Here is a 21,171-nt window from a genome sequence, read left to right on the forward strand (position 1 = left end):
AGGTCAGTGATCGCTGCCTTCCGCCGACCGTGAAGTCAGTGCCGCCGGCGTCCATTCCGGCCACGACGGCGATCCGATGGTGAATCCGCCTGAGATCTGAGCGACGATCCGCGGGCCCCTGATGGTGCTGTTGTCGTAGAACGTCGCCGAGTCCACCCGCCTCGCGGCGATCGCCACAAGATCCCAAAGTCGTTGGTAGCGTTCACGAATTTTCGTCTCGGGAACCTGGTGACCGCCGGCTTGCACCCGGTGGCGTACTCGTAGCACGGCCAGTTCTTCGGGGATCAGGACACAGTGCAGGATCACCGTGTAGCCGGCAGCCTGTGCGTCGTCGATGAGTCCGAGTTTGGAGGGGTGGGAAAAAACGGTCTCCGCGATGAAGGATTCGCCGAGCTCGATGAGCTTGGCCCGGGTTTCGGCGGCCACCAGCGCGGCCTCGTAGGAGTGTGGGGCCGGATCTTCCGGCCAGCGCCGCTTGGCGATTTCGTCGGCGTTGACGAAGGCGCTGCCGGGAAGCAGTGGAGAGAGGGTGAGTTCGATGAAAGTGGACTTTCCGGCGCCGTTGCATCCGACGACGAGATCGAGACGCTTCACCGCGCGACGGTGCGGTCCGCGTCAGCGCACGTCGGGATCACTGCGGGCGTGCCAGCGCCGCGGTGCTGCCGTCCGGTCGGTACTGCACGACGTTGCCGTTCTCGTCGAGCGCGACGGTGGTGATGCCACGAGCGGCCAGCGTCTTGCCGTAGTCGGCGCGCGCCAGGCTCTCTTCAATGGAGGCGGCAATCTCGGCGTCGAACACCGCACCTTCCTCGGCGGTCAATTCCCGAAGCGGGATATCACCTGCCAAGGCGGCCTCCACCTTGCGGCGCGCGGCGCTGTGCCGGCTCGACACGGCGCGGCCGACGCGGGCCCAGTGGTCGAGCTGCTGTTTGGCCGACCGGCTCTGACGTGCGCCTTCCGCGGCCGCACTGTCGATGAGGTCGGCGGCGAACCGGGTCACCCGATCTGCGGTTTCGGTCATGGCGGGCCTCCGTTGTAGCAGTCTGAAACAAGAGTAGCAGAATGCTACAGATCAGGCGGTGACCCGCGTCATGCCGCTGACAACCGCCTGGCGATCTCCCCGTACCGCTCGAGGCGTTCGGGCCCGCCGAGCGCGTTGTAGAGCACGATGCGGGTGGCGATTCCGGCGTATTTGGCGGTCAGCGCGTCTGCCAGCCCGTCCCAGGTCGATTCGGTGGCGAAGGCGGCGATGTGGTCGTCGGTGATCTGCGCTGCCATGCCCGCGACGTCACCGGCCTTCTGTTTCTCCCGCAGGCGTGCGGTGGTGCCGTCGAATCCCGCCTCGTCCCAGATGAACGCATAGTTTGGGGTGCTGCCGTAGAAGCTCATGCTGGCCCGGACGAACTCGCGCTCGTTGGCGCGTTCTTCATCGCTGTCGCCGACGATCGTCATCACCGGGACGATCTTCGCGATGTCGGCGGGGGAGCGGCCCGCCTCGGCCGCGCCCGCGGCGATGTTGGGCAGGACGTGGCGGGCGAGGTAACCCGGCTCGCCGATCGGGTGGACGTGGACACCGTCTGCAACTTCGCCGGCCATCCGCAGCATCCACGGATTCACGGCGGCGACGTCGACCTTGGGATCGGGTGCATCGATCGGCCCGGGGCTCCACTGGGGAGTGATGAAGTCGAGATCGTAGAAGTCGCCGTGGTGATCGAGCTTGCCGGTCCGGAAGGCGGCGAAGCATGCCTTCACCGCCAGCACGTAGTCGCGCAGGCGCGGCCCCGGATGCTCGAAGGGCATCCCGTAGCGCCGGACCACATGCGTGCGGACCTGGGTGCCGATGCCGAGCCGAAACCTGCCGCCCGTCGCTTCCTGCAGTTCCCAGGCCGACGCTGCCGTGATGAACGGGCTGCGCGGAAAGGCAACGGCGACACCGGTCGACAGCTCCAGCCCCGGGGCCGACTGAGATGCCACCGCGGCGTTGAGATATGCGGTGCGGCCCGTTTCGGTGAGTAGTAGGCCGGAGAATCCGGCGGCCTGGATGCGGCCGGCAAGGAAACCGATTTTTGCCAGCGGCTGCGGAACGGTCATCACGTCGACGTACACGTGGGGGAGCGTACGTGAGCGCGGGCGTCAGACACCCGTAATGCCTTAGAAGTCAACCGTTTCACGCCGCCGGACGCCTAGACTTGAGGAGGGGATCAGAGCAACCGGACTCGTCGTCGATCAGAGCTGGTGCAACTGAAGGAGGGGACCATGGTCAGAATTCACACAGTCGTGGCGGGGGAGACGCTTTCAGCGTTGGCCTTGCGGTTCTACGGGGACGCGGAGCTCTATCGGCTGATCGCCGCGGCCAGCGCAATTCCAAATCCCGACGTCGTCAACGTCGGACAGAAACTGGTCTTTCCCGATTACGCGCGATACACCGTCGCGGCCGGCGACACGTTGCCGGCCGTCGCTTCGCGCTTCTACGGGCACGCCGAGCTGTCCCGGTTGATTGCCGCCGCGAACGGAATCGCCGAGGGCGCCGCCCTCAGTCCAGGGCAACGGCTATTCGTCCCCGAACTCAAGAGATACACCGTCGCTCCGGGGGATACGTTGTCGGCGTTGGCATCACGTTTCTACGGTGACGCCTCGTTCTATCCACCGATCGCCGGAGTCAACGGTATCTCCGACCCGGGCCACATCAACCCGGGTCAGGCGCTGGTCATCTTCAGCGGTCGCAGCGACGGGTTCGGACTGCGGATCGTCGACCGCAACGAGAACGATCCCCGTCTGTGGTACTACCGCTTTCAGACCGCCGCCGTCGGCTGGAACCCTGGCGTCAACGTTCTGCTGCCCGACGACTACCACACCAGTGGCCGCACCTATCCCGTGCTCTACATGTTCCACGGGGGCGCCGACGATTTCCGTCAGTTCGACTTTCTGGGCATCCGCGACTGGACGGCAGGCAAGCCGATCATCGTGGTGATGCCCGACGGCGGGCACGCCGGTTGGTATTCCAACCCGGTCACCTCATTCGTCGGGCCGCGCAACTGGGAGACATTCCACATCGCTCAGCTGCTGCCGTGGATCGAGGCGAATTTCCGGACCTATGCCGAGTACGACGGTCGCGCGGTCGGCGGATTCTCGATGGGCGGATTCGGCGCGCTGAAGTACACCGCGAAGTACTACGGCCACTTCGCGTCGGTCAGCGCCCACTCCGGTCCAGCGAGTCTGCGGCGGGATTTCGGCCTCGTGGTGCACTGGGCGAACATCACGTCGGCGGTTCTCGACCTGGGTGGCGGAACGGTCTATGGGGCCCCGTTCTGGGACCAGGCCAGGGTAAGCGCGGACAACCCGGTCGAACGGATCGAGAGCTATCGCAACAAGCGGATCTTCATGGTCGCCGGCACCAGCCCCGATCCGCTCAACTGGTTCGACAGCGTGAATGAGACGCAGGTGCTCGCCGGCCAGCGTGAGTTCCGTGACCTCCTCGGTCGCGCCGGGATCCCGTTTGAGGCGCATGAGGTGCCCGGGGGGCATGTCTTCCGTCCCGACATGTTCATCCGCGACCTCGACGGGATCATCGCCCGGCTGCGCCCCGCCAATATTGTGAACACCGACCTGTAACAGGAACCACATCTTTCTCAGCAGTCACACAGGCAACAGAATTCAATTCTTTCACTGCTATCGCTTTAGAAACTGAATTCACACAAGACTGCAATTGTCACAGCAGTGGTGGCTCGATTTTATTAATCGCGGCAGCGGGCCCCTCGGATGGCCTTTGCTACTGATCGTGGTGTTGACCTGCGCTTACGGGACACATCCGCATGGTCACACCTTCCTCACCGACCTCAGGAAGCGCATAACTATTAAATAAACTCAAAGAAGATAATTAGACTCTCTAGCCCGGGTATTTTACTTTCGCCCCATGGGTAAACTCCGTATCACGATGGGCTGCAAATGGCCTTTCGCCCCGCCATTACCGGCGTGCACGGGCAGTGCATGCTGCCAATGAAGGGATCGACATGCGCGTGCGCAAGGTCGTCACCGTGATCGGGTTCGTCGGTGCGATCGCCCTGGCTCAGACTCTCCTTACCGTTCCGAGTGCCGGTGCCGAACCGAACTGGGACGCGATGGCGCAATGCGAGTCGGGCGGAAACTGGTCGGCTGACACCGGCAATGGCTTCTACGGTGGGCTGCAGTTCACTCCCGCCACGTGGGCTTCCCACGGCGGCATGGGATCGCCCGCCGCGGCGAGCCGTGAGGAGCAGATCCGCGTGGCGCGCAACGTGTTGCAGACTCAGGGCCTCGGAGCGTGGCCGGTCTGCGGCGGCCCGATCGGCCAGGCTACGGGAACCTGCCGCCAGGTGATGGTCTGGATCCCGCTGAGGAACCTGCCGCGCCTGTGCACCTTGGTGCTCAATCCGCTGGGCTGACCGCGCACTCGGACCGAAACTGATCCGGCACGGATGGACGATCACCGGCAGGGGTTATGCGACCGAGGCGTCTCGCGCGTTACTGCGCTGCGCGGCAGGCCAACTCGCTGACCAACCGGTCGTGATCGTCACCCAGTCGGCAAACCTGGCGGCGCTTCGACTGGCAGACCGACTCGGGTTCTCCCGGCTGGGTACCTCTGACGGGGGACGTTCCTGCCGCAGTGGAACTTTCAGCACGGTCGCCACGGCGTTGTGGGACCGCGCACATGGGTGACGCATACCGCACCATTTCCGCCTCGTGGCGAAAAAGTCTTGGGCAGCGCTGAACTCACTCTCAGCAAACCCTCAGTACCGGACTGCACCATCTATATAGGCGCCGGCACGGCGCATATATGTCGGTGTCGCAAGGGAAGAAGCAAACGGTATGAATCAGTGGTCGGGGATGCGATCGCACAGTGGCAACCACGAATGGGAATCGAAACAGGCGGCGGATCAACGGAACCCGAGCCCATGGAGCCGGAAGGGCTATCAGCAGCCGTACCCGCATTATGGGCTGCACCCCGAGATGACCCAGAAGTTCGATGCGCCCCTCGTCGACGCACCGCCGGCGCCGGAAGCCTCACAGCCCAAGAAGAAGTCCCGCGTCGGAGTTCTGGTCGCCGGCACGGCCGCGGTGGCCATGGCCACCGGAGCCGTCGCTGCGGTGGCGGTGGTCGATCACGGCGGACCGGCCACGCCCGTCGCCCAGGCGCCGGCCGTTGACCGCGTCGGCAAGCCTTCGCCGGCCGCAGGGTCGGCTCCCGTGCAACCGAAGGGTTCAGCGCCTGCCGGGTCGGTCGAGCAGGTGTCGGCCAAGGTGTTGCCCAGCGTGGTCAAGTTGCAGATCGACACCGGCCAGGGCAGTGAGGAAGGGTCTGGCATCGTCCTCAGCGAAGACGGCCTGATCCTCACCAACAACCATGTCGTGGCCTCGGCCGCCCGAGGTGCCGGCGATCAGGGGCCGATGGCCGCCGAGGCGTCACCCGACCGTCAGTTCCCCGGCTTCCCGCGCGGCCTGTTTCCCGGTGATCAGTTCCCCGGCGACGACCAGTATTCGCCGAACGGGCCCTCGACCAACAGTTCCGGCCGGACCAGTGGTGCCATGCAGGCGACGGTGACGATGTCCGACGGACGGACGGTGCCGTTCACAGTGGTCGGCACCGACCCCGACGATGACATCGCGGTGGTCAAGGCGCAGAACGTCTCCGGGCTGACCCCGATCTCGATCGGTTCGTCGAAGGACCTCAAGGTGGGGCAGAACGTGGTTGCGGTCGGCTCACCTCTGGGCCTGCAGGGGACGGTGACCACCGGCATCATCAGCGCGCTGGATCGGCCGGTGGCGACCGGTGACGGGCAGAGTGGCCAGCAGTCGGTGATGAGCGCCATTCAGACCGATGCGGCGATCAATCCGGGCAACTCCGGCGGTGCCCTGGTCGACATGAACGGTGACCTCATCGGGGTGAACTCGGCGATCGCATCGTTGGGCGGCGGCCAAGGTTCCCAGGGCGGCGGGCAGGCCGGTTCGATCGGTCTTGGCTTCGCCATCCCGGTGGATCAGGCCAAACGTATTGCCGATGAACTGGTCTCGACCGGAACTGTCCAGCATGCCTCCCTGGGTGTCCAGCTCTCCGGCAAAGACACCCGCGGTGCCGCGGTCGCCGGTGTGGTCGACGGGGGACCCGCAGCAGCGGCCGGCCTGCCCGAGGGCGCGGTGATCACCAAACTCGACAGCCAGGTGATCGACGGTCCCGATGCCCTGGTCGCCGCGGTGCGATCCAAGGCTCCTGGCGACACCGTGACGCTGACCTATGAGGACCCGTCCGGAGATTCGCGCACCGTGGACGTCACGCTGGGCCAGTTGCAGGCATAACGAAACGGGATGTGGTCCCCAGCCTGATGATTCAGGGCTGGGGACCACCCGGCGAAAATGACGTGACGGTCGCACTCCAGATGTGTGACGATTCCTGGATGCCCAGCACGCTCATCGAGGTCAGGTGCCGCCACACCGAATCGGAAGAGGTCGCGATCATCGATGCGGTGCACGATGCGCTGGTGGCCGCATTCCAGATACCTCGCGGGGACAAGCATGTTCGCCTTATGTCCCATGAACCGCACCGGTTCTCGTATTCGCCGGGGCTGGCGAAACCTGAGCTGTACACGCTCGTGACCATCGACTGCTTTGCCGGCCGATCGATCCAGGCCAAGCGAAATCTGTACCGGGAGATCGTCACCCGGCTGGAGACGCTGGGTATTCCGTCGGACCACATCACGATCGTGTTGCGTGAGAGCGCGCTGGAGAACTGGGGTGTTCGCGGCGGCCGGGCCGCCTGCGATGTCAACCTCGGCTTCACCGTCGAGGTCTGATCGTCTGGGTGTCACCGACTGCCCGAAGGGCGGCGATGGCGGATCTCGCCGCGTCCGATGCCGGGCAGGAAGCGTCCGACGCCGGCGCAGTAGTCGCGATACGCCTGACCGTGGGTGCGGAGAAGGTAAGGCTCCTCGACGATCCGGACCTGCAGTTCGATGGTGGCCAACACCACGATGAAGCCCAGCAACGCGATCGGATTGGGTGTCATCAGGGTAATGCCTGCGGCGAACACGAGCATGGCGGTGAAGATCGGATTGCGCACAGCTCCGAATACGCCATTGCGCACCAATGCCGTTGTCTCGCTGGGGTCAACACCGATTCTCCACGACTCGCCCATATCCAGTTGGGCGTAGACGGTGGCGGCGATACCGGCGACGGCCAACACTGTCCCGAACGCCTGAATCCACGGAGTCTGCAGGACGGGGATCGGGGTGAGGAGCCCGAAGAGTTGCGCGACCGGAGCACTCACTCCCACGATGATCGCCACGATGAACCCGGCGCCGGCCAGCCATTCGAGCGAGCCGGGCTGTCCGTTCATGCCACGGAATCCGGTCGAACCGGTTCGTCGGTATTGCACCCAGCTGCGCCAGCCGAACCCCAGCGCCGCGAAGATCAGATAGAGGATCAGTGCGGTCAGCGCCATGGTCGTCATCTCCCTGGTTGGTCAGTGACTGCAATCGGGGCCACAGCCGTCTTCCATCTCGGTGTCAGGAATGCCTGTGTTGCAGCAGGTTTGGCCACGCCACGCTTCGCGCCCTTCGTACACGGCGACACCGGCGAGGATGAGCGCGGCGACCGGGTCGGCCCAACTCCATCCGAACAGGCTGTTGAGAATCAGGCCGGCGAGCACCACGGCAGACAGGTAGGTACACAGCAGCGTCTGCTTGGAGTCGGCGACCGCCGAGCGAGAGCCCAGCTCACGGCCCGCGCGGCGTTGAGCCCAGGACAGCACCGGCATGACGACGAGACTGGCCGCCGTCAGCGCGATGCCGATTGCCGAGTGGCGGGCCTCGGCCGCTCCGGTGAGTGAACGGATCGATTCGACCGTGACGTAGCCGGCCAGTGCGAAGAACGACACCGCGATGATCCGCAGCGCGGTCTTTTCGCGGGCCTGCGGGTCCGGGCCCGAGAACTGCCAGGCCACGGCGGCAGCTGAGGACACTTCGATCACCGAATCGAGCCCGAAACCGATCAGCGCGGTCGAGGACACCCTGGCGCCTTCGCCGATGGCCACGATCGCCTCGACCACGTTGTAGGTGATGGTCGCGGCGACGAACCATCGGATGCGCCGATGCAGCAGTGCCCGTCGCGCCGGGTCCAGGCGGTCCACTGGTCGCTGCAGGCCAGGCGCCATCAGCAACACCTCTCGGACGCGGCGTTCGGGCAGTGGTCCGCGTCGGCAGCCAGCACCACATGCAACAGATCGTTCAACGCATGGGCCAGCTTGGGATCGGCGAGTTCGTAGCGAGTGCGGCGGCCCTCCGGGATCGCCACCACCAGACCGCAACCACGAAGGCAGGCAAGGTGATTGGACATGCTCTGCCGGGATACCCCGGCCGCTTCGGCCAGGTCGGCCGGATAGGCGGGGGAGTCTTTCAGGGCAAGCAGGATCGTGGACCGGGTCTGATCCGACAGGGCTTGGCCGAACCGAGCCAATACCGCGACCTGCGTGAGCGTCTCCATGGGTTTGACAGTACATCTATTTCTGTATTCATAAAAGAATGAACTATCGTGTACCTGTGCTACCCGCGGCCCGACGTATCCGCGAAAGGTGCGCGCGCCGGCAGCGGCAGGGCGTCATGACTGCTCATAGAGGATGCCGAGCCGGTCGATGCGCCACAGCTGGCCGAGGACGATCAGCGCTGCTCCCGATACCGTGGGCCACGCCTGGAGTGCCACCAACCCGTATGTGAGCATGGCAAAGCCTGCCAGCGCGTTCACCGTCCAGATCCGCTGAACGACTTTGAACCCCTGCGGAACTCGGCTCCGGTCACGCATCCAGATGCGCTCGCCGTAGATACCCTTCGACGACCAGGCGGTGGGTGTGTCGATCGGCGCGAATGTGTGCGGATTCCACCACAGCCACAGCGCGACCACCGCCAGTGGGGCCAGTGCCCACCAGCCGATCCACGTGCGGCCCCAGATCGCCAGGAGTGCCGGTGGGATTGCCGCGAATCTGGTCCACACGCTCCACGGATTGGCATGGCGCCGCCACGCCTCGTCGCTCATCCCGGCCATGCGGGCATACCTGTCCAGGAGGCTCATCGAAGCATTCCTCTCGCCAGTGTGCGGATGGTGGCGTCGAGTACGGCGTCGTAGCCGGGCTCGAAGCGGTCGCGGTGCATGACGACCAGGCCGATGGTGCGAATGACCTGGAGCAGTACGGCCGGCTCGATGTCCTCCACGAGGGCGCCCTCGGCTTGGCCCGCTGTCAGATAATCGAGCAGTGGTGTCACGAGATACGGTGTGACGCGGTCGATCTGCGCACTGCCGAGCCGGCGGGTCACGGCGTCGAGTTCTTCGGGACGCGTGATCAGCCTCCGGTACATCGGATCGTCGGTCAGGGCGTCGGTGACGCCGCGCAGAACCGCAACGAGTCCGTCCTCGCTCACCGGCGCCTCGAGCGTGGCAGCGACGCGGGCGGCCACGCTCGGCGCTCGCTTCAGCATCACCTCGAGGTACAGCGACTCCTTCGAGTCGAAGAAGGCATAGAAGCTGCCTTTGGCGATGCCCACCGCCGCGACGAGTTCGTCGAGCGACGTCTTCTTCAAACCTTGCGCGACGAACCGGCGCTCACCGGCGTCGAGCAGGGCGTCGCCGATTCGTTGTTTCTCGTTCTGCGTGAACGCTGTGGCCACTGCTATGACTCTTTCTCAAATTTGGTCATAGCCTACGCTGCTTTGCAGGCGCGTGCCGTGCAGATCCGAGAGTGTGAGCCTTGCTGTCGGCGTCGCGATCACGCCGGGGCGACAAGGCCTTGGGGTGCAAGGACTTTCATTGTGCGGCAGCCCGATGTCGCGGGGGAGGGCCCCGCCCGTCCGACGCTGAGCGCAGTCGGCGGTGGCAGTGGACGTGTTGGGGCTAGATGGCTCCAGGCATGCCGGGCGGGCTCATCGACCCGTCGACATTCGGCACCATTGCCGGAGCAGGTATCCCGCCCTCCGCCGCATTGTCGCCGGGTATGCCGTCATCTGGCACCTGGTCGTACATGCCGCCGAAGCAGGCCGGATTCCATCCCTCCGTCGCGCACGCCGGGTCGTCCGGGCTGAGGGGGGAGTCGAGAGCCGCGGGAACACGGGGTGCTGCGAAAACGCCGGATGCCGGGTGCGTCGAGATGACCGCGCCCACCACGCATAGTCCGGCGCCTGCCGCCACGGCTGTTCTCGTCAGCGCGCTCCGCGCCGCAGAGGTCATCATCCAACTCATCTGCCGCTCCTTCTTCTGGGACCGAAACGAGTCGGCGCGGCAATTGCCGTTGCCAAATCGTTATCGCCATGCTCGCAGCTCTGCGCGTGCGGCGGGTGGAAATGCAGAGTTCGCTGGCAAAAACTTCAACGCCACTTGAACTTTGACGTATATGTCAAAAATTGGGCGCGTGAGTTGATCCTGCCCCAAGGGCGGATGGGACGCGGGAGGGCCGGCGAACTCCGAGGAGCGCGCCGGCCAACCACGACGAGCGGTCAGTAGTCCCAGGTGGCCGGCACACACCGGAAGACGTCACCTGCGGTCGCCACGTGGCAGACCGACGGGAACGGCAGGTGTGTGGCCACCAGCGATTCTCCGGTCGCTGCCAGCTCGCGCAGGAGCTGGACGCGAACGCGCGCAGACTCCTCGGGGTCATGCTCGAACCCGTTCTGCCACTCGGGGTTGTCGAACCCGGGTGCGAACACTGCGTCACCGGCGAACGTGAGCTTGTCGCCGCGGGATTCCAGGCGGACCACGCTGTGTCCGGGGGTGTGACCACCGGTACGGGAGATGAGGACTCCCGGTGCCACCTCGTACTCCGTCTCGAACGTCTGGAGCTGACCACGGTATTCGTCCAGGAACTGCTTGGCGACCCGGCGGAGCACATCGGGGATCGGCTGGGGCATGACGGTGCGAGAGAAATCGGGCGATTCCCAGAACTCGGCCTCTGCCGTCGCGGCGTGGACCCGAAGGTCCGGGCGCAGCCGTTCCTTGAGGCCCTGGGTGATCAACCCGCCGACGTGGTCCATGTGCATGTGGGTCAGGACCACATCGGTCACGGAGCCGAGATCGACACCGGCGGCCTCGAGCCGCTGGACCGTGTTGCCGGCGCGCGGGAAGTCCGGGAACTCCAGCCCCAGCCCGGCGTCGACGAGGATGGTCCGATCGCCGCTACGCACCACCACCACGTTCAACGGCCAGTCGACGACCTCGGGCGGCAGGAAGTTGTCGCCCAGCCAGCCCGCCAGCTCGGCCGGCTCGACGTTGGTGGCCAACGTCGAGGCGGTGATCGGCAGCACGCCGTCGCTGATCACCAGCACCTCGATGTCGCCGACTTGCACCGCATAACGTGACGGCACCAACTCGTCGACCGGACTTCCGAGGCGTGAAATGTTGTCCAAACTCATGCGTTCTCCTCCTGAGGGCTGTACCGGAAGACATGGTGAAATGACCTGTCTTTCCCGGGGAACGCCCTCGAGAGGTGAGATTCATCCGGCGATCGGACGAGAACGCGGGTCGGGCACCGACAGGGTCACCTAAGCCGACGTGTCGGACAGGTCGGGGTGCTTGCGCAATTACCGGCAGGCACCAAGCACCCGCCGATATGGTCGACCGATGGCCTCGGTCAAACAGTTCCAAGTGACTTTCGACTGCACAGATCCAGAGCGTGTCGCGCGCTTCTGGTGCGAGGTTCTCGGGTACGTCGTGCCGCCGCCACCGCCGGGGTTCGACACGTGGTCGGATTTCGATCGAACCCTTCCGCTGGAGCGCCAGGGTTCGATGTTCGCCTGCATCGATCCCACCGGCGCAGGCCCGAGGCTGTTCTTCCAGCGCGTCCCGGAGGGCAAGGTCGTCAAGAACAGGGTGCATCTTGACGTGCGCGTGGGCAGCGGGCTGGTTGGTCAGGAGCGCCTGCAGGCACTCGAGGCCGAGTGCGCATGACTGGTTCAGCTGGGCGCGGTACGGGTGCGACTACTGCCTGCCGATGGCATCAACGAGTCGTGCGTCGTGATGCAGGACGTCGAGGGCAACGAATTCTGTCTCGACTGAACGACGCCGGCTCAACGTGTCGCCGTTATCGGTGGCAGCGTGTCGACGACCGGGGTGTTCTGTGCTGCGGCGACCCACCATCGCTCGCCCTGCTGAACCAGGACGTACATCGCCATCTCGCTGAAACCGCCGTCGAGCGCGCTCCGGCGAATCTGGGCAACCACCACCCCCGGTGCCGGCGAGATGACCTGTGCGAGTTCGAACCGTGATGCCGGTGCAACCGGGGGACCGCTCATCATCTGTCGATGGATCGGGTTGAGAGTCGAATAGTCCTTGAGCACCATGCCTTTCGGCGTTCCCCATAGGATGTCCGCTGCGAACATCCCGTCGTAAACGTCAGCGTCTCCCGTTTCACCACCGCGCTGAAGATGGTCGATCAGATCACGTACCGCCTGACTGCCGTCGACGGCCGGGTCATTGAGAGATGGGCGTTGCGTCGTCATCGCTCAACCGTAGAATCCGAAGTGCACTTGAGGTCAAGGCGTTTGACCGGTGCGGGCGCCGGGCCGATCGATCTGTTCTCGAAGGATGTCCCCGTGGCCCGCGTGACGGGCGAACTCCTCGATCATGGCGAGCAGGGTCCACCGCATGCTGACTGTCCCTTCGCGGGGATTGTCCTTGGTGTCGTCGAGGTCGAATCGGGAGGCGATCTCACGTGATCGCCGGCTCGCGCGTTCGAATTCGGCGATCACGTCAGCCACCGACTCGTCGCGTGTGACAGCGAAGGTGCCCTCGTCACGCTTCGAGTATCCGTCGCATTCAGATTCGTCCAGTCCCGCCCAGAACCGTTGGAACCAGATCCGTTCCGCGGCGGCGGCATGCTTGATCAGCGAGATCGGCGTCGTCAACGACGTGACGAGTCGTCGACGGGCGTCCGCTTCGGACAGACCCCGGACGGTTTCGACGAGCGCTTCGCGGTTGCGGTCGAGCATGTTCTCGATGATCGCTCGCTCTTCGCCATCGGTAATACGGTTGGTAATCATGTGATTTCACTCCACTCTGCTGATTGTCGCGATCGGCACGGTCCGCATCGGCAGGCGCAACGGCGCACACTGCCGGCACGGCATTTTGTCCATGCGGAAAAGGAACCCGGCGCCGCGCGACGACCGGGGGCGCTCGCCGCGCGATTGCGGGCCGAGCGAGGATGCATCGATACGGCAGATTCCAGCCGGTCGGAACGGACTGCTGCCGAGGTCAGTATGTGGGCCCGGTGGCGTTCTGGCAACGTTCCGGGGGTGTCGGCGACCCGAGGCGGACTGGCCGCCGACACCCCTTTGACGTCACGCTGTCGATGTGCCGGAAGCCCGCCCGAGGTGCCGAGGGAAGAACCGGGTGTCGATCCGGCCATCGGTGGGCACCTGGTGATGCCCGCCCGGGAAGGCATGTATCACTTTGTCTTCCGAGGCGAACGCGTCGAACAGCTCGAGACCGAAGTCGCGCGGGATCTCCTCGTCGTTCAACGGGAGCAGGTACTCGACAGGCATGGTCACCAGTTCGGCTGCTTCGAGCAGAGCATCATGCGCCGACACCCAGCCGAAGACCGCAGCGGTGATCCGAGGTTCGACCGCCGCCAGCGTTATCCCGACCGCACCGGACAGCGACGCCCCGGAGTAGCCGATTGGCGCATGCGCACCGATTTCGGGCAGGGCCTGCAGGGCGTCGATGGTCGACTGCCACTCCGGAACAGCGCGCTCTGCGACCGAGTGGCAATACTCGGCGAGGATCCGGCCGAACGAGGGACTGCGTTCCTCGCGCGCCTGGCGAAAATCGGCGACCCGGCGCTGGTCTTGTGAGCTTCGCGGCCGGTCACCGTGTCCGGGCAAGTCGATGGAGACGACATGGAAACCGTCAGCGGTCACGGCGGAGTGGGCGCGGGCTACGTGCCTCGGGGCTTTCTTGTCCAAGCCGCCGGGGTGACCGGCGAGGATCAGGGGAGCGGCCCGAGAATCGGAATCCGGTGACCAGAGCACGCCGGTGACGCCGTCCAGGGTGAAGGTGCGTTCTGTGACACCGTTCGAGGTTGTCTGCGAAGTGAATTGCATGGTGTTGCCTTTCGGGATTGGCCTTGTTCAGGCGCTCCCGGCGACACCTTCGTCGATCGCTCAACCGTGAACACGAGTGGGGAGCACCCGCATGGTTGCTGCGTACATGGGTCTCACCTCCTCGCGTGATCTCACGGTTCCGGGGAACGGTATCAACGCGAACGCCGACCAGTCCAACGCTTTTCCCCTTAACGCGGCGTACCGGCTGCGGCCAGCCCCGCGATTGCCTCGGCGATCGCCTCTGCCATGGCAGGACTGCCGGTGTGGCCGGAGTCGTCGATGATCTTCAGCGTCGCCGCGGGCCAAGCCTGAGCGAGTTCCCACGCGGTGAGCAACGGCCCCGACAGGTCGAGACGTCCGTGGATCAGTACTCCCGGAATCCCGGCGAGGCGATCGGCATCACGCAGAAGCTGTCCGTCGTCGAGCCACGCGTTGTGGGCGAAGTAATGCGTACAGATCCGGACAAACGCCAGCTTCGCAGCGTCGGGCTTGTCACTGTATTGCCCTGGCTTACCGAGGTTTTCGTGTGCAATCACGGCATCTTCCCAGGAGCACCAATTCTGGGCCGCCCGTTCCCGCGTGGCGAGATCAGGGCTTTCCATCATCCGCCGATACGCCTCGACGAGGTTGCTGTCGCGGTCTTCTGCAGGCACGCCGGAGCGGAAGCGTTCCCATTCCACAGGCAGCAGCAGACGGAGACCGTGGTAGAGCCAGTCGATCTCGCGTGGCCGGCTCATCGTTACTCCGACCAGGACGATGCCGGTGACGCGTTCGGGGTGGCGCTCGGCGTAGGCAAGGATCAGCGTCGACGCCCAGGACCCGCCGTAGAGCAGCCACCGGTCGATGCCCAGATGTTCACGCAGGAGTTCCATGTCCGCCAGCAGGTGTTCGGTGGTGTTGTGCCGCATGTCGGTAGTGGGTTCGGCAGCGCTGGGCACGCTGTCGCCACAGCCTCGCTGGTCGAACGAGATGACGTGGAACTGTTCGGGGTCGAAGGATTTGTGGGCGTTGCGCGAACGTCCCGATCCTGGTCCGCCATGAACGATCAGGACCGGTCGACCGTCAGGATTGCCCCTGCATTGCCAATACACCCGGTTGCCGTCACCGACGTCCAGCAGACCCTCGTCACGAACCTTGGCCTCGGGCAACGATTCAACAGCCACAGTGCTGACGGTACTGCGCAGTGTCACCGTGTGGTCTGCGCGAACCGCGCGAGCTGATCGGCGACAGTGCCCCAACCCTCGGCGAAGCCCAGCTCGGCATGGCGGTTCCTGGCGGCCGGGTCAGCGTGCCGCGCGATGATGCGGTAGTCGGTGCCGTCCGCGTGGTCGTACATGGTGACTTCGGCTGTCATGGCGACCGGAGCGGGATCCGCGGGGCGCCAGCCACTGTCGACGGCGTTGGTGAACACCAACCGCTCGAACTCGTCCACCAGCAGGAAGCATGCATCCAGATGCGGTATGAATTCCCGACCGTCGTCACTCATCCGCGTCACGAACGCGCCTGCTGGACGGACTTCCAAACGCTCGACGCGGCACAACGTCGGCGCCGGAATCCACCACTGCGCCAGGCTGGCGGGATCGGTCCATGCCTCCCACACGGCCTTGCGGGGTGCGTGAATGATCCGTTCGATACTGAGGTCGAGATCGGGGTTCATGTCGGATTCTCCTTCTTGGGATTGGTGACGAATTGCTCCAGCCGGTCGGTGCGTTCCTCCCAGATGTGCCGCTGCTGAGCGAGCCAGTCGTCGACGACCATGAGCCGTTCGCGGTTGAGCTTGCAGGTGCGTACGCGGCCGACCTTCGCCGTGCGGATCAGTCCGGTCGACTCGAGCATCCGCACGTGCTTCATGAACGAGGGGAGGGTCATCGTGGCCCCTCGGGCCAGGTCGCCGACGCTGGCCGGTCCGCGCCCGAGCTGGCGGATCACCGTCCGCCTGGTCGGATCTGCGAGAGCCAGGAAGACCTCGTCGAGTTCGGCCGAATACTGTGCCACAAGGCTAAGTATCCAGGTTTCCAATAGTTAGCGCAAGGGCTAAGTATCAAAGCCTCGGGGATACGCAACCTTGGCCGAAATACGTCCGGACGGGTGGGGTGTGCCGATGCACGCCCGTTCAGCGGGGTATCAGTGCCGCGGCAGGCCGATCAGCTCCTCGGTGAGTGCCCGAGCGGCGACGATCGGCTCGGTCGAGCGGTCCAGCTTGGAACCCAGAAGGGCGCCGTCGTAGAGCAGCTGAATGCGCCGGGCCAGCACGGCGGGGGAGCTGACTCCGGCCTGATCCAGCAGCGTGGCCAACCTGTCCCGCAACCACTCACGGTGCGCCCGTACAGGTTCGAGCTCCACCCCGGGGTATTCGGTGGCGGCGTTGGCGTAGAGACATCCGCGATAGTCCCGCCGCGTGGCGGCCACTGAAGCGAGTTCGAAGAACATCAGGATTCGATCCACCGGATCCTCGATGTCGGCGACTGCACGTTCCCAGCGGTTGCGATCAGCGTGATCCAAATCGGCGAGGTAGGCGATCACCAAGGCGTCCTTGGAGCCGTAGGTGCTGTAGAGGCTGGCTTTGGCGACGCCGGCCTCGCGCAGGATCTGGTCGATGCCGACGGCGCGAATCCCCTGGTTGGCGAACAGTTCAGCCGCAGTGGCGAGCAATCGCTGCGCGGGTGGGGCAGTGCCCGTTGCGGGCGCGGCCGTCGCTGCGGTGGTTGCCTGGAGCGTGCTCATGACGTCACCCTAACCCCGGAAGCGACATAGACAGACCGGTCTGTCTATGTGAATGTCGGTGTCGTTCCACCCCTGCGATGCCGAGGATCCCAACGTGACTCTGTACCTGTACGAAATCACCCCCGACGCCACCGAAGCCGCCGCGGTGGGGCAGTTGCTCAAGACGCTCGATGCCGAGATCGCGGCCGGTGGTGGCGAGTTGATCGAGGCTCAGGTGACCGCGCAGCGCGCGCGGATCTTCGCCATCGCTGAATTCGCCGGCGACGCCGCAACTCTGGATGCCGCACAGCTGGCCGTCGCCGCCGTCGCGGGCCCGCACCAGGTCCGGCTCATCGGTGCCGATCTGGCGGTGCTCAAGGCGGCCCGTCCGCAGGCCGGTTATCTGGTCGAGTGGGATCTCCCTGCCGAACTGGACATGGAGTCCTACCTGGCCCGCAAGAAGGCCAACGCTCCCAAGTACGCCGACGTGCCCGAAGTCCAGTTCCTGCGCACCTATGTCCGCGAAGACATGGACAAATGCCTGTGTTTCTACGACGCGCCGGATGAGGCCGCGGTGCGCCGGGCCCGCGATGCGGTCAGCACCCCGATCGACCGGCTGCACGGATTAGACGGGCCCCTCTCGTGATCACGACGCTCGCAGAATCCGCGCTCGACCGGGTGGCGGGCTTCGTGGCGGCCCGTGCCGCGGATCTCGACGAGCTACGCAGTGATGTCCGCACCGATCTGGCCGAGCTCGGCCGGGAGGGGCTGCTAGACCTCGAGCTGCCGGACATCGTTCGCGTCGTGGACGAGGTGTCGGTGCACAGCCTGGCCGTCGGATTCTCCACCTGGGCGCACCACATGAGCATTCGATACCTGCACGCTGCGCCGGAGGGCGGATTCGGCGAGCAGATCGATGCCCTCGCCACGGCAGATCGGATCGGCGTCACCGCGATGGCGGCCGGTCTCAAACAGGTCGCCGGCCTGGGCCACGTCGCGGTCACCGGCTCACCCGATGGAGCCGATCTGGTGATCAGCGGCCCGATTCGCTGGGCTTCCAACGTGTTTCCCGGGGCACTGATCGTCCTGCCGGTGCGTGTCGGCGAGCGCACCCTGGTCGTCGCGGTAGACGCCTTCGCCGAGGGCGTGACGGTCAACCCGGCGCCGCCGCTGACGGCACTCGGGGCCACGGCCTCCACCTCACTGGAGCTGGATCGCGTTCGGGTTTCGCCGCACCTGGTGGTGGCTCCGAACCTGGATGCGTTCGTCGCCGGAATCCGCCCCGCATTCCTGTTGTTGCAGACCGCATTCTGCGCCGGCGTCACTCGTGCGGCGCTCGCCGCGGCCACCCAGGCGCACACGGGCCCGCTGGCCCGGTGGGGCGCCGAAATCGACGATGCGGCCATCCGCGCGACCAGCGTCAGATCGCGACTGTACCGCTGGGCGGCTGACCCGGATGCGGCGACGGTCGGCCAGCTGATCCGGCTGCGACTGGACGCGGCGGGCTTGGCCGTCGATGTCACTCGCCTGGAGCTCTCGCTGACCGGCGGCGCCGCGTACACCCTTGGCAGTGCTGCCAACCGGCGGTTCCGGGAGACCGCTTTCCTGCCCGTGCAATCACCCTCGGAAGGACAACTGCGGTGGGAACTCACGCGCTACGAATAGCGAACGGCGCCAAATACTTCGGCGAGACGCCTGCACTGACCGATATCGACCTGCAGATCCGCACGGGTGAATTCCTCGCCCTGCTGGGTCCGAGCGGCAGCGGCAAGTCCACTCTGCTGCGGATCTGCGCCGGGCTGGACACTCTGAGCGCCGGCACCCTCACCTGGTCAGGGGACGGCACCCGGCCGCGGACCGGGGTGGTGTTTCAGCAGCCCTTACTCATGCCGTGGCTGACCGTCACCGGAAACGTGGCTTTCGCTCGACGGTTCGCGGCGCAACGGGGTGGGTTCGACGCCGACGACGCTGCGAAGCTCGTCACCAGGTTCGGGCTGGATCACCTGGCCTCGCGTTACCCCGACGAGTTGTCGGGCGGGCAGGCCCAGCGGGTGGCGATCCTGCGCGCGGTCGCCACCGGGCCACAGCTGCTGCTTCTCGACGAGCCGTTCAGCGCACTCGACCCGGCCACCCGTACGGATCTGGTGGGGTGGCTGCGCGAGCTGGCCCAGGCTCTCGACGTCACCGTCGTGCTCGTCACCCACGACGTGGACGAGGCGCTGTCGCTGGCGCAGCGCATCGTGCTGCTCGACGGGGGCCGCATCCGCGCGGACTGGACGGTCGGCAGCGACGGAACCCCTACCCGCAGTGAGATTCTCGACCAGTACCGCACCGATACCGCGGTGGAGGTGCGGTGACGGCGCTGACCCGACGTTCCCTGCTGACAGGAGCGGCCGGATTGACCGCGGCCGGAGGTCTCTTCGGTATCGGCGGGCTGGCGCACAGCGCGGTCATCAGCCCTCCTGGTGCTGAGGGTGCCCTGCGGGTGGGTTATCTGCCCATCACCGATGCCGCACCGCTCCTGGTCGCCCACAGCGCCGGGCTGTACCCCGCGCGGGTGGTGAGCTCATCGCGGCCGGTGCTGTTCCGCAGCTGGGCGGCACTGGCCGAGGCGTTCATCACGCGCCAGGTCGACATCGTGCACCTGCTGATGCCGATGGCCATCCAGCTGCGCTACACGCTGGGGGCCGGGGTCCGCGTACTGGGCTGGAATCACACCAACGGTTCGGCACTGACGGTCGCACCTGGCATCCGCGACCTGAGCGATCTGGCCGGCACGCAGGTGGCCATCCCGTTCTGGTGGTCGATCCACAACATCGTGCTCCAGGAGCTGCTCCGGGCGCACGGCCTGCGACCAGTGCTGCGGCGCGGGGCTTCCCGCGCAGACCGGACCGTTGAACTGATCGTGATGAGCCCGTCGGACATGGTGCCCGCATTGGCGAACGGAACGCTGGGCGGGTACGTGGTGGCTGACCCGTTCAACGCCGCGGCGCAGATCAAAAAGATCGGCCATATCCACACCTTCCTGGGTGATGTCTGGCGCGATCACGCCTGCTGCGCGCTGGTCACCCGGGAAGACGTCATCGCGTCCCGGCCGCAGGCCGTGCAGGCGGTGGCCGACGCGGTGGTGGGAGCGCAGCTGCGCATCGATGCCGACCGGGCCGGTGCGGCGGCCGCGCTGACGGGTGGCAAGTATCTGCCGCAACCCACGCCGGCGATCGCGCTGGCCCTGACCTATCCGAAACCGCCCTATCCGCTGGCGCATCCGGACTGGCAGCCCCAACGCCTGGGTTTCCAGCCCTTCCCGTATCCGAGCTTCACCCGTCGCCTCGCCGAGGCCATGCACGACACCGTCGTCGACGGCGACCGCCGGTTCTTGGACCGGCTCGACCCGGCTGCGGTACACGGCGACCTCGTGGAGGATCGGTTCGTCCGCCGATCGCTGGCTTCTCATGGTGGGCCCAGTGCCTTCGGGCTGACAGCGGACCTCACTCGAACCGAACAGGTGCAACCGCAATGACCATCGCAAGTGTTGACAAAGTCTCTGCAGCCGAGGGCATTCCACGTTGGGGGAGGCGTTTCATACCACCGGCTCTCGCCGTTCTCGTCACCATCGCGCTGTGGTGGCTGGCGACATCTGTGCTCAGCGGGCCGGAGTCCCTACTGCGCCAGACCGCGCCGCAACGGGTGGCGCCGGCGCTGGTCGGGCTCATCGACCGGGGTGTGCTGCTGGGCGATCTCGGTGTCAGCTTGTGGCGATTGGTGATCGGGTTGGCCGTCGCGGCCGTCATCGGGATACCGCTGGGCCTGTTGATCGGGTTGTCCGGGATCGCCGAACGCGCCGGCGGGCCGATCATCGCCTTTCTACGGATGATCTCGCCGCTGTCCTGGACGCCGATTGCGCTGGCACTGTTCGGTATCGGCGATCAGCCGGTGATCTTCCTCATCGCCGTCGCCGCGGTCTGGCCGGTGTTGTTGAACACGGCCGCGGGCGTGCGCGCCGTCGACCCGGGATTGCTCAACGTGGCGCGTTCATTCCATGCCACGCGGTGGGAGCTGTTGATCGCGGTGATCCTGCCTGCGATCCGCACGCACGTGCAGACCGGGATTCGATTGGCGCTCGGCGTCGCATGGATCGTGCTCGTGCCCGCCGAGATGCTCGGAGTGCGCTCGGGTCTCGGCTATCAGATACTCAACGCTCGCGATCAGTTGGCCTATGACCAGGTAGTGGCGGTCATCGTCGTCATCGGCTTGTTGGGGTTTGTGCTCGATGCCGCAGCACGGTGGCTGCTGAACCCGGCGCGTCGCACCTGAGGCGCTTGCGCACCACTTCGGCCAACTCGCTCCCGGCTCGTCGAGGTCA

At 65.7% G+C, this 21,171-nt stretch carries 27 protein-coding genes and 1 pseudogene; 11 read left to right on the forward strand and 17 right to left on the reverse strand.

Annotated elements, in window-relative coordinates:
* Positions 1-3: 3 nt before the first annotated feature.
* The 3 genes from ACNQR1_RS20600 to ACNQR1_RS20610 all read right to left on the reverse strand — a co-directional run bounded on the left by ACNQR1_RS20600 (position 4) and on the right by ACNQR1_RS20610 (position 2,106).
* Complete coding sequence (locus ACNQR1_RS20600) at positions 4-594, reverse strand: zeta toxin family protein (protein WP_418047684.1); 591 nt, start codon at positions 592-594, stop codon at positions 4-6.
* Between the two features lie 37 nt (positions 595-631).
* Positions 632-1,021: a TA system antitoxin ParD family protein gene (locus ACNQR1_RS20605; protein ID WP_418047685.1), complete on the reverse strand. Its 390-nt coding sequence runs from the start codon at positions 1,019-1,021 to the stop codon at positions 632-634.
* Between the two features lie 68 nt (positions 1,022-1,089).
* On the reverse strand, positions 1,090-2,106 hold the full coding sequence (locus ACNQR1_RS20610) for a TIGR03617 family F420-dependent LLM class oxidoreductase (RefSeq protein ID WP_418047686.1): 1,017 nt from the start codon (positions 2,104-2,106) through the stop codon (positions 1,090-1,092).
* Positions 2,107-2,256: 150 nt separating this feature from the next.
* Here ACNQR1_RS20610 and ACNQR1_RS20615 point away from each other — a divergent pair, with 150 nt between their 5' ends.
* The 5 genes from ACNQR1_RS20615 (at position 2,257) to ACNQR1_RS20635 (ending at position 6,824) form a co-directional block, all read left to right on the forward strand.
* A complete protein-coding gene (locus ACNQR1_RS20615; RefSeq protein ID WP_418047687.1) occupies positions 2,257-3,612 on the forward strand; it encodes an alpha/beta hydrolase-fold protein in 1,356 nt (451 codons plus the stop codon).
* Between the two features lie 398 nt (positions 3,613-4,010).
* Positions 4,011-4,421, forward strand: coding sequence for a transglycosylase family protein (locus ACNQR1_RS20620; RefSeq protein ID WP_418047688.1), 411 nt, complete (start codon positions 4,011-4,013; stop codon positions 4,419-4,421).
* Between the two features lie 40 nt (positions 4,422-4,461).
* Positions 4,462-4,695 carry a GNAT family N-acetyltransferase gene (locus ACNQR1_RS20625; RefSeq protein WP_418050436.1) on the forward strand — a complete coding sequence of 78 codons (234 nt, stop codon included), beginning with the start codon at positions 4,462-4,464 and terminating at the stop codon, positions 4,693-4,695.
* 291 nt (positions 4,696-4,986) lie between these two features.
* Positions 4,987-6,330: a S1C family serine protease gene (locus ACNQR1_RS20630; RefSeq protein ID WP_418047689.1), complete on the forward strand. Its 1,344-nt coding sequence runs from the start codon at positions 4,987-4,989 to the stop codon at positions 6,328-6,330.
* Positions 6,331-6,428: 98 nt separating this feature from the next.
* Entirely contained in the window at positions 6,429-6,824 is a 396-nt protein-coding gene (locus ACNQR1_RS20635) for a tautomerase family protein (RefSeq protein WP_418047690.1), read from the forward strand.
* A gap of 11 nt (positions 6,825-6,835) precedes the next feature.
* Here ACNQR1_RS20635 and ACNQR1_RS20640 read toward each other — a convergent pair whose 3' ends face one another.
* The 7 genes from ACNQR1_RS20640 to ACNQR1_RS20670 form a co-directional block, all read right to left on the reverse strand.
* Entirely contained in the window at positions 6,836-7,471 is a 636-nt protein-coding gene (locus ACNQR1_RS20640; protein WP_418047691.1) for a methyltransferase family protein, read from the reverse strand.
* A 21-nt stretch (positions 7,472-7,492) separates the two neighbouring features.
* On the reverse strand, positions 7,493-8,182 hold the full coding sequence (locus ACNQR1_RS20645; protein WP_418047692.1) for a cation diffusion facilitator family transporter: 690 nt from the start codon (positions 8,180-8,182) through the stop codon (positions 7,493-7,495).
* The gene (locus ACNQR1_RS20650; RefSeq protein WP_418047693.1) at positions 8,182-8,511 is read right to left on the reverse strand and encodes an ArsR/SmtB family transcription factor; all 330 of its coding nucleotides are present in this window, start codon (positions 8,509-8,511) and stop codon (positions 8,182-8,184) included. The genes ACNQR1_RS20645 and ACNQR1_RS20650 overlap by 1 nt, the downstream gene beginning before the upstream one ends.
* 114 nt (positions 8,512-8,625) lie before the next feature.
* Positions 8,626-9,093: a DUF6653 family protein gene (locus tag ACNQR1_RS20655; RefSeq protein ID WP_418047694.1), complete on the reverse strand. Its 468-nt coding sequence runs from the start codon at positions 9,091-9,093 to the stop codon at positions 8,626-8,628.
* Complete coding sequence (locus ACNQR1_RS20660) at positions 9,090-9,686, reverse strand: TetR/AcrR family transcriptional regulator (RefSeq protein WP_418047695.1); 597 nt, start codon at positions 9,684-9,686, stop codon at positions 9,090-9,092. The genes ACNQR1_RS20655 and ACNQR1_RS20660 overlap by 4 nt, the downstream gene beginning before the upstream one ends.
* A gap of 223 nt (positions 9,687-9,909) precedes the next feature.
* The gene (locus ACNQR1_RS20665; RefSeq protein WP_418047696.1) at positions 9,910-10,254 is read right to left on the reverse strand and encodes a hypothetical protein; all 345 of its coding nucleotides are present in this window, start codon (positions 10,252-10,254) and stop codon (positions 9,910-9,912) included.
* Between the two features lie 254 nt (positions 10,255-10,508).
* Positions 10,509-11,420, reverse strand: a complete 912-nt coding sequence (locus ACNQR1_RS20670; RefSeq protein ID WP_418047697.1) for an MBL fold metallo-hydrolase — start codon at positions 11,418-11,420, stop codon at positions 10,509-10,511.
* 208 nt (positions 11,421-11,628) lie between these two features.
* Between ACNQR1_RS20670 and ACNQR1_RS20675 the strand changes: the two are divergent.
* Positions 11,629-12,063: pseudogene (locus ACNQR1_RS20675) on the forward strand (VOC family protein).
* Between the two features lie 11 nt (positions 12,064-12,074).
* On the opposite strand, the gene ACNQR1_RS20680 reads toward ACNQR1_RS20675, so the two are convergent.
* The 7 genes from ACNQR1_RS20680 to ACNQR1_RS20710 form a co-directional block, all read right to left on the reverse strand.
* Positions 12,075-12,506 (reverse strand): DUF4440 domain-containing protein, encoded by a 432-nt coding sequence (locus ACNQR1_RS20680; protein ID WP_418047698.1) that lies wholly within the window; start codon positions 12,504-12,506, stop codon positions 12,075-12,077.
* Positions 12,507-12,539: 33 nt separating this feature from the next.
* Positions 12,540-13,046, reverse strand: coding sequence for a DinB family protein (locus ACNQR1_RS20685; protein ID WP_418047699.1), 507 nt, complete (start codon positions 13,044-13,046; stop codon positions 12,540-12,542).
* A gap of 297 nt (positions 13,047-13,343) precedes the next feature.
* Entirely contained in the window at positions 13,344-14,105 is a 762-nt protein-coding gene (locus ACNQR1_RS20690; protein WP_418047700.1) for an alpha/beta hydrolase, read from the reverse strand.
* A 188-nt stretch (positions 14,106-14,293) separates the two neighbouring features.
* A complete protein-coding gene (gene pip / locus ACNQR1_RS20695) occupies positions 14,294-15,268 on the reverse strand; it encodes a prolyl aminopeptidase (RefSeq protein WP_418047701.1) in 975 nt (324 codons plus the stop codon).
* 23 nt (positions 15,269-15,291) lie between these two features.
* Positions 15,292-15,762, reverse strand: a complete 471-nt coding sequence (locus ACNQR1_RS20700; RefSeq protein WP_418047702.1) for an SRPBCC domain-containing protein — start codon at positions 15,760-15,762, stop codon at positions 15,292-15,294.
* The gene (locus ACNQR1_RS20705) at positions 15,759-16,100 is read right to left on the reverse strand and encodes an ArsR/SmtB family transcription factor (RefSeq protein WP_418047703.1); all 342 of its coding nucleotides are present in this window, start codon (positions 16,098-16,100) and stop codon (positions 15,759-15,761) included. Before ACNQR1_RS20705 ends, ACNQR1_RS20700 begins: the two co-directional genes overlap by 4 nt.
* Before the next feature lie 129 nt (positions 16,101-16,229).
* A complete protein-coding gene (locus ACNQR1_RS20710; protein ID WP_418047704.1) occupies positions 16,230-16,829 on the reverse strand; it encodes a TetR/AcrR family transcriptional regulator in 600 nt (199 codons plus the stop codon).
* Positions 16,830-16,923: 94 nt separating this feature from the next.
* On the opposite strand from ACNQR1_RS20710, the gene ACNQR1_RS20715 reads away from it, so the two are divergent.
* The 5 genes from ACNQR1_RS20715 to ACNQR1_RS20735 are packed head-to-tail and all read left to right on the forward strand — an operon-like array spanning position 16,924 to position 21,122.
* Positions 16,924-17,454 carry a DUF4242 domain-containing protein gene (locus ACNQR1_RS20715; RefSeq protein ID WP_418047705.1) on the forward strand — a complete coding sequence of 177 codons (531 nt, stop codon included), beginning with the start codon at positions 16,924-16,926 and terminating at the stop codon, positions 17,452-17,454.
* Entirely contained in the window at positions 17,451-18,473 is a 1,023-nt protein-coding gene (locus tag ACNQR1_RS20720; protein ID WP_418047706.1) for an acyl-CoA dehydrogenase, read from the forward strand. The genes ACNQR1_RS20715 and ACNQR1_RS20720 overlap by 4 nt, the downstream gene beginning before the upstream one ends.
* Entirely contained in the window at positions 18,449-19,165 is a 717-nt protein-coding gene (locus ACNQR1_RS20725; protein ID WP_418047707.1) for an ABC transporter ATP-binding protein, read from the forward strand. Before ACNQR1_RS20720 ends, ACNQR1_RS20725 begins: the two co-directional genes overlap by 25 nt.
* Positions 19,162-20,328, forward strand: coding sequence for an ABC transporter substrate-binding protein (locus ACNQR1_RS20730; protein ID WP_418047708.1), 1,167 nt, complete (start codon positions 19,162-19,164; stop codon positions 20,326-20,328). The genes ACNQR1_RS20725 and ACNQR1_RS20730 overlap by 4 nt, the downstream gene beginning before the upstream one ends.
* The gene (locus ACNQR1_RS20735) at positions 20,325-21,122 is read left to right on the forward strand and encodes an ABC transporter permease (RefSeq protein ID WP_418047709.1); all 798 of its coding nucleotides are present in this window, start codon (positions 20,325-20,327) and stop codon (positions 21,120-21,122) included. Before ACNQR1_RS20730 ends, ACNQR1_RS20735 begins: the two co-directional genes overlap by 4 nt.
* The last annotated feature ends 49 nt before the right edge of the window (positions 21,123-21,171 follow it).

It is taken from the genome of Mycobacterium sp. 48b (genome assembly GCF_048282725.1).
Classification (GTDB): Bacteria; Actinomycetota; Actinomycetes; order Mycobacteriales; family Mycobacteriaceae; genus Mycobacterium.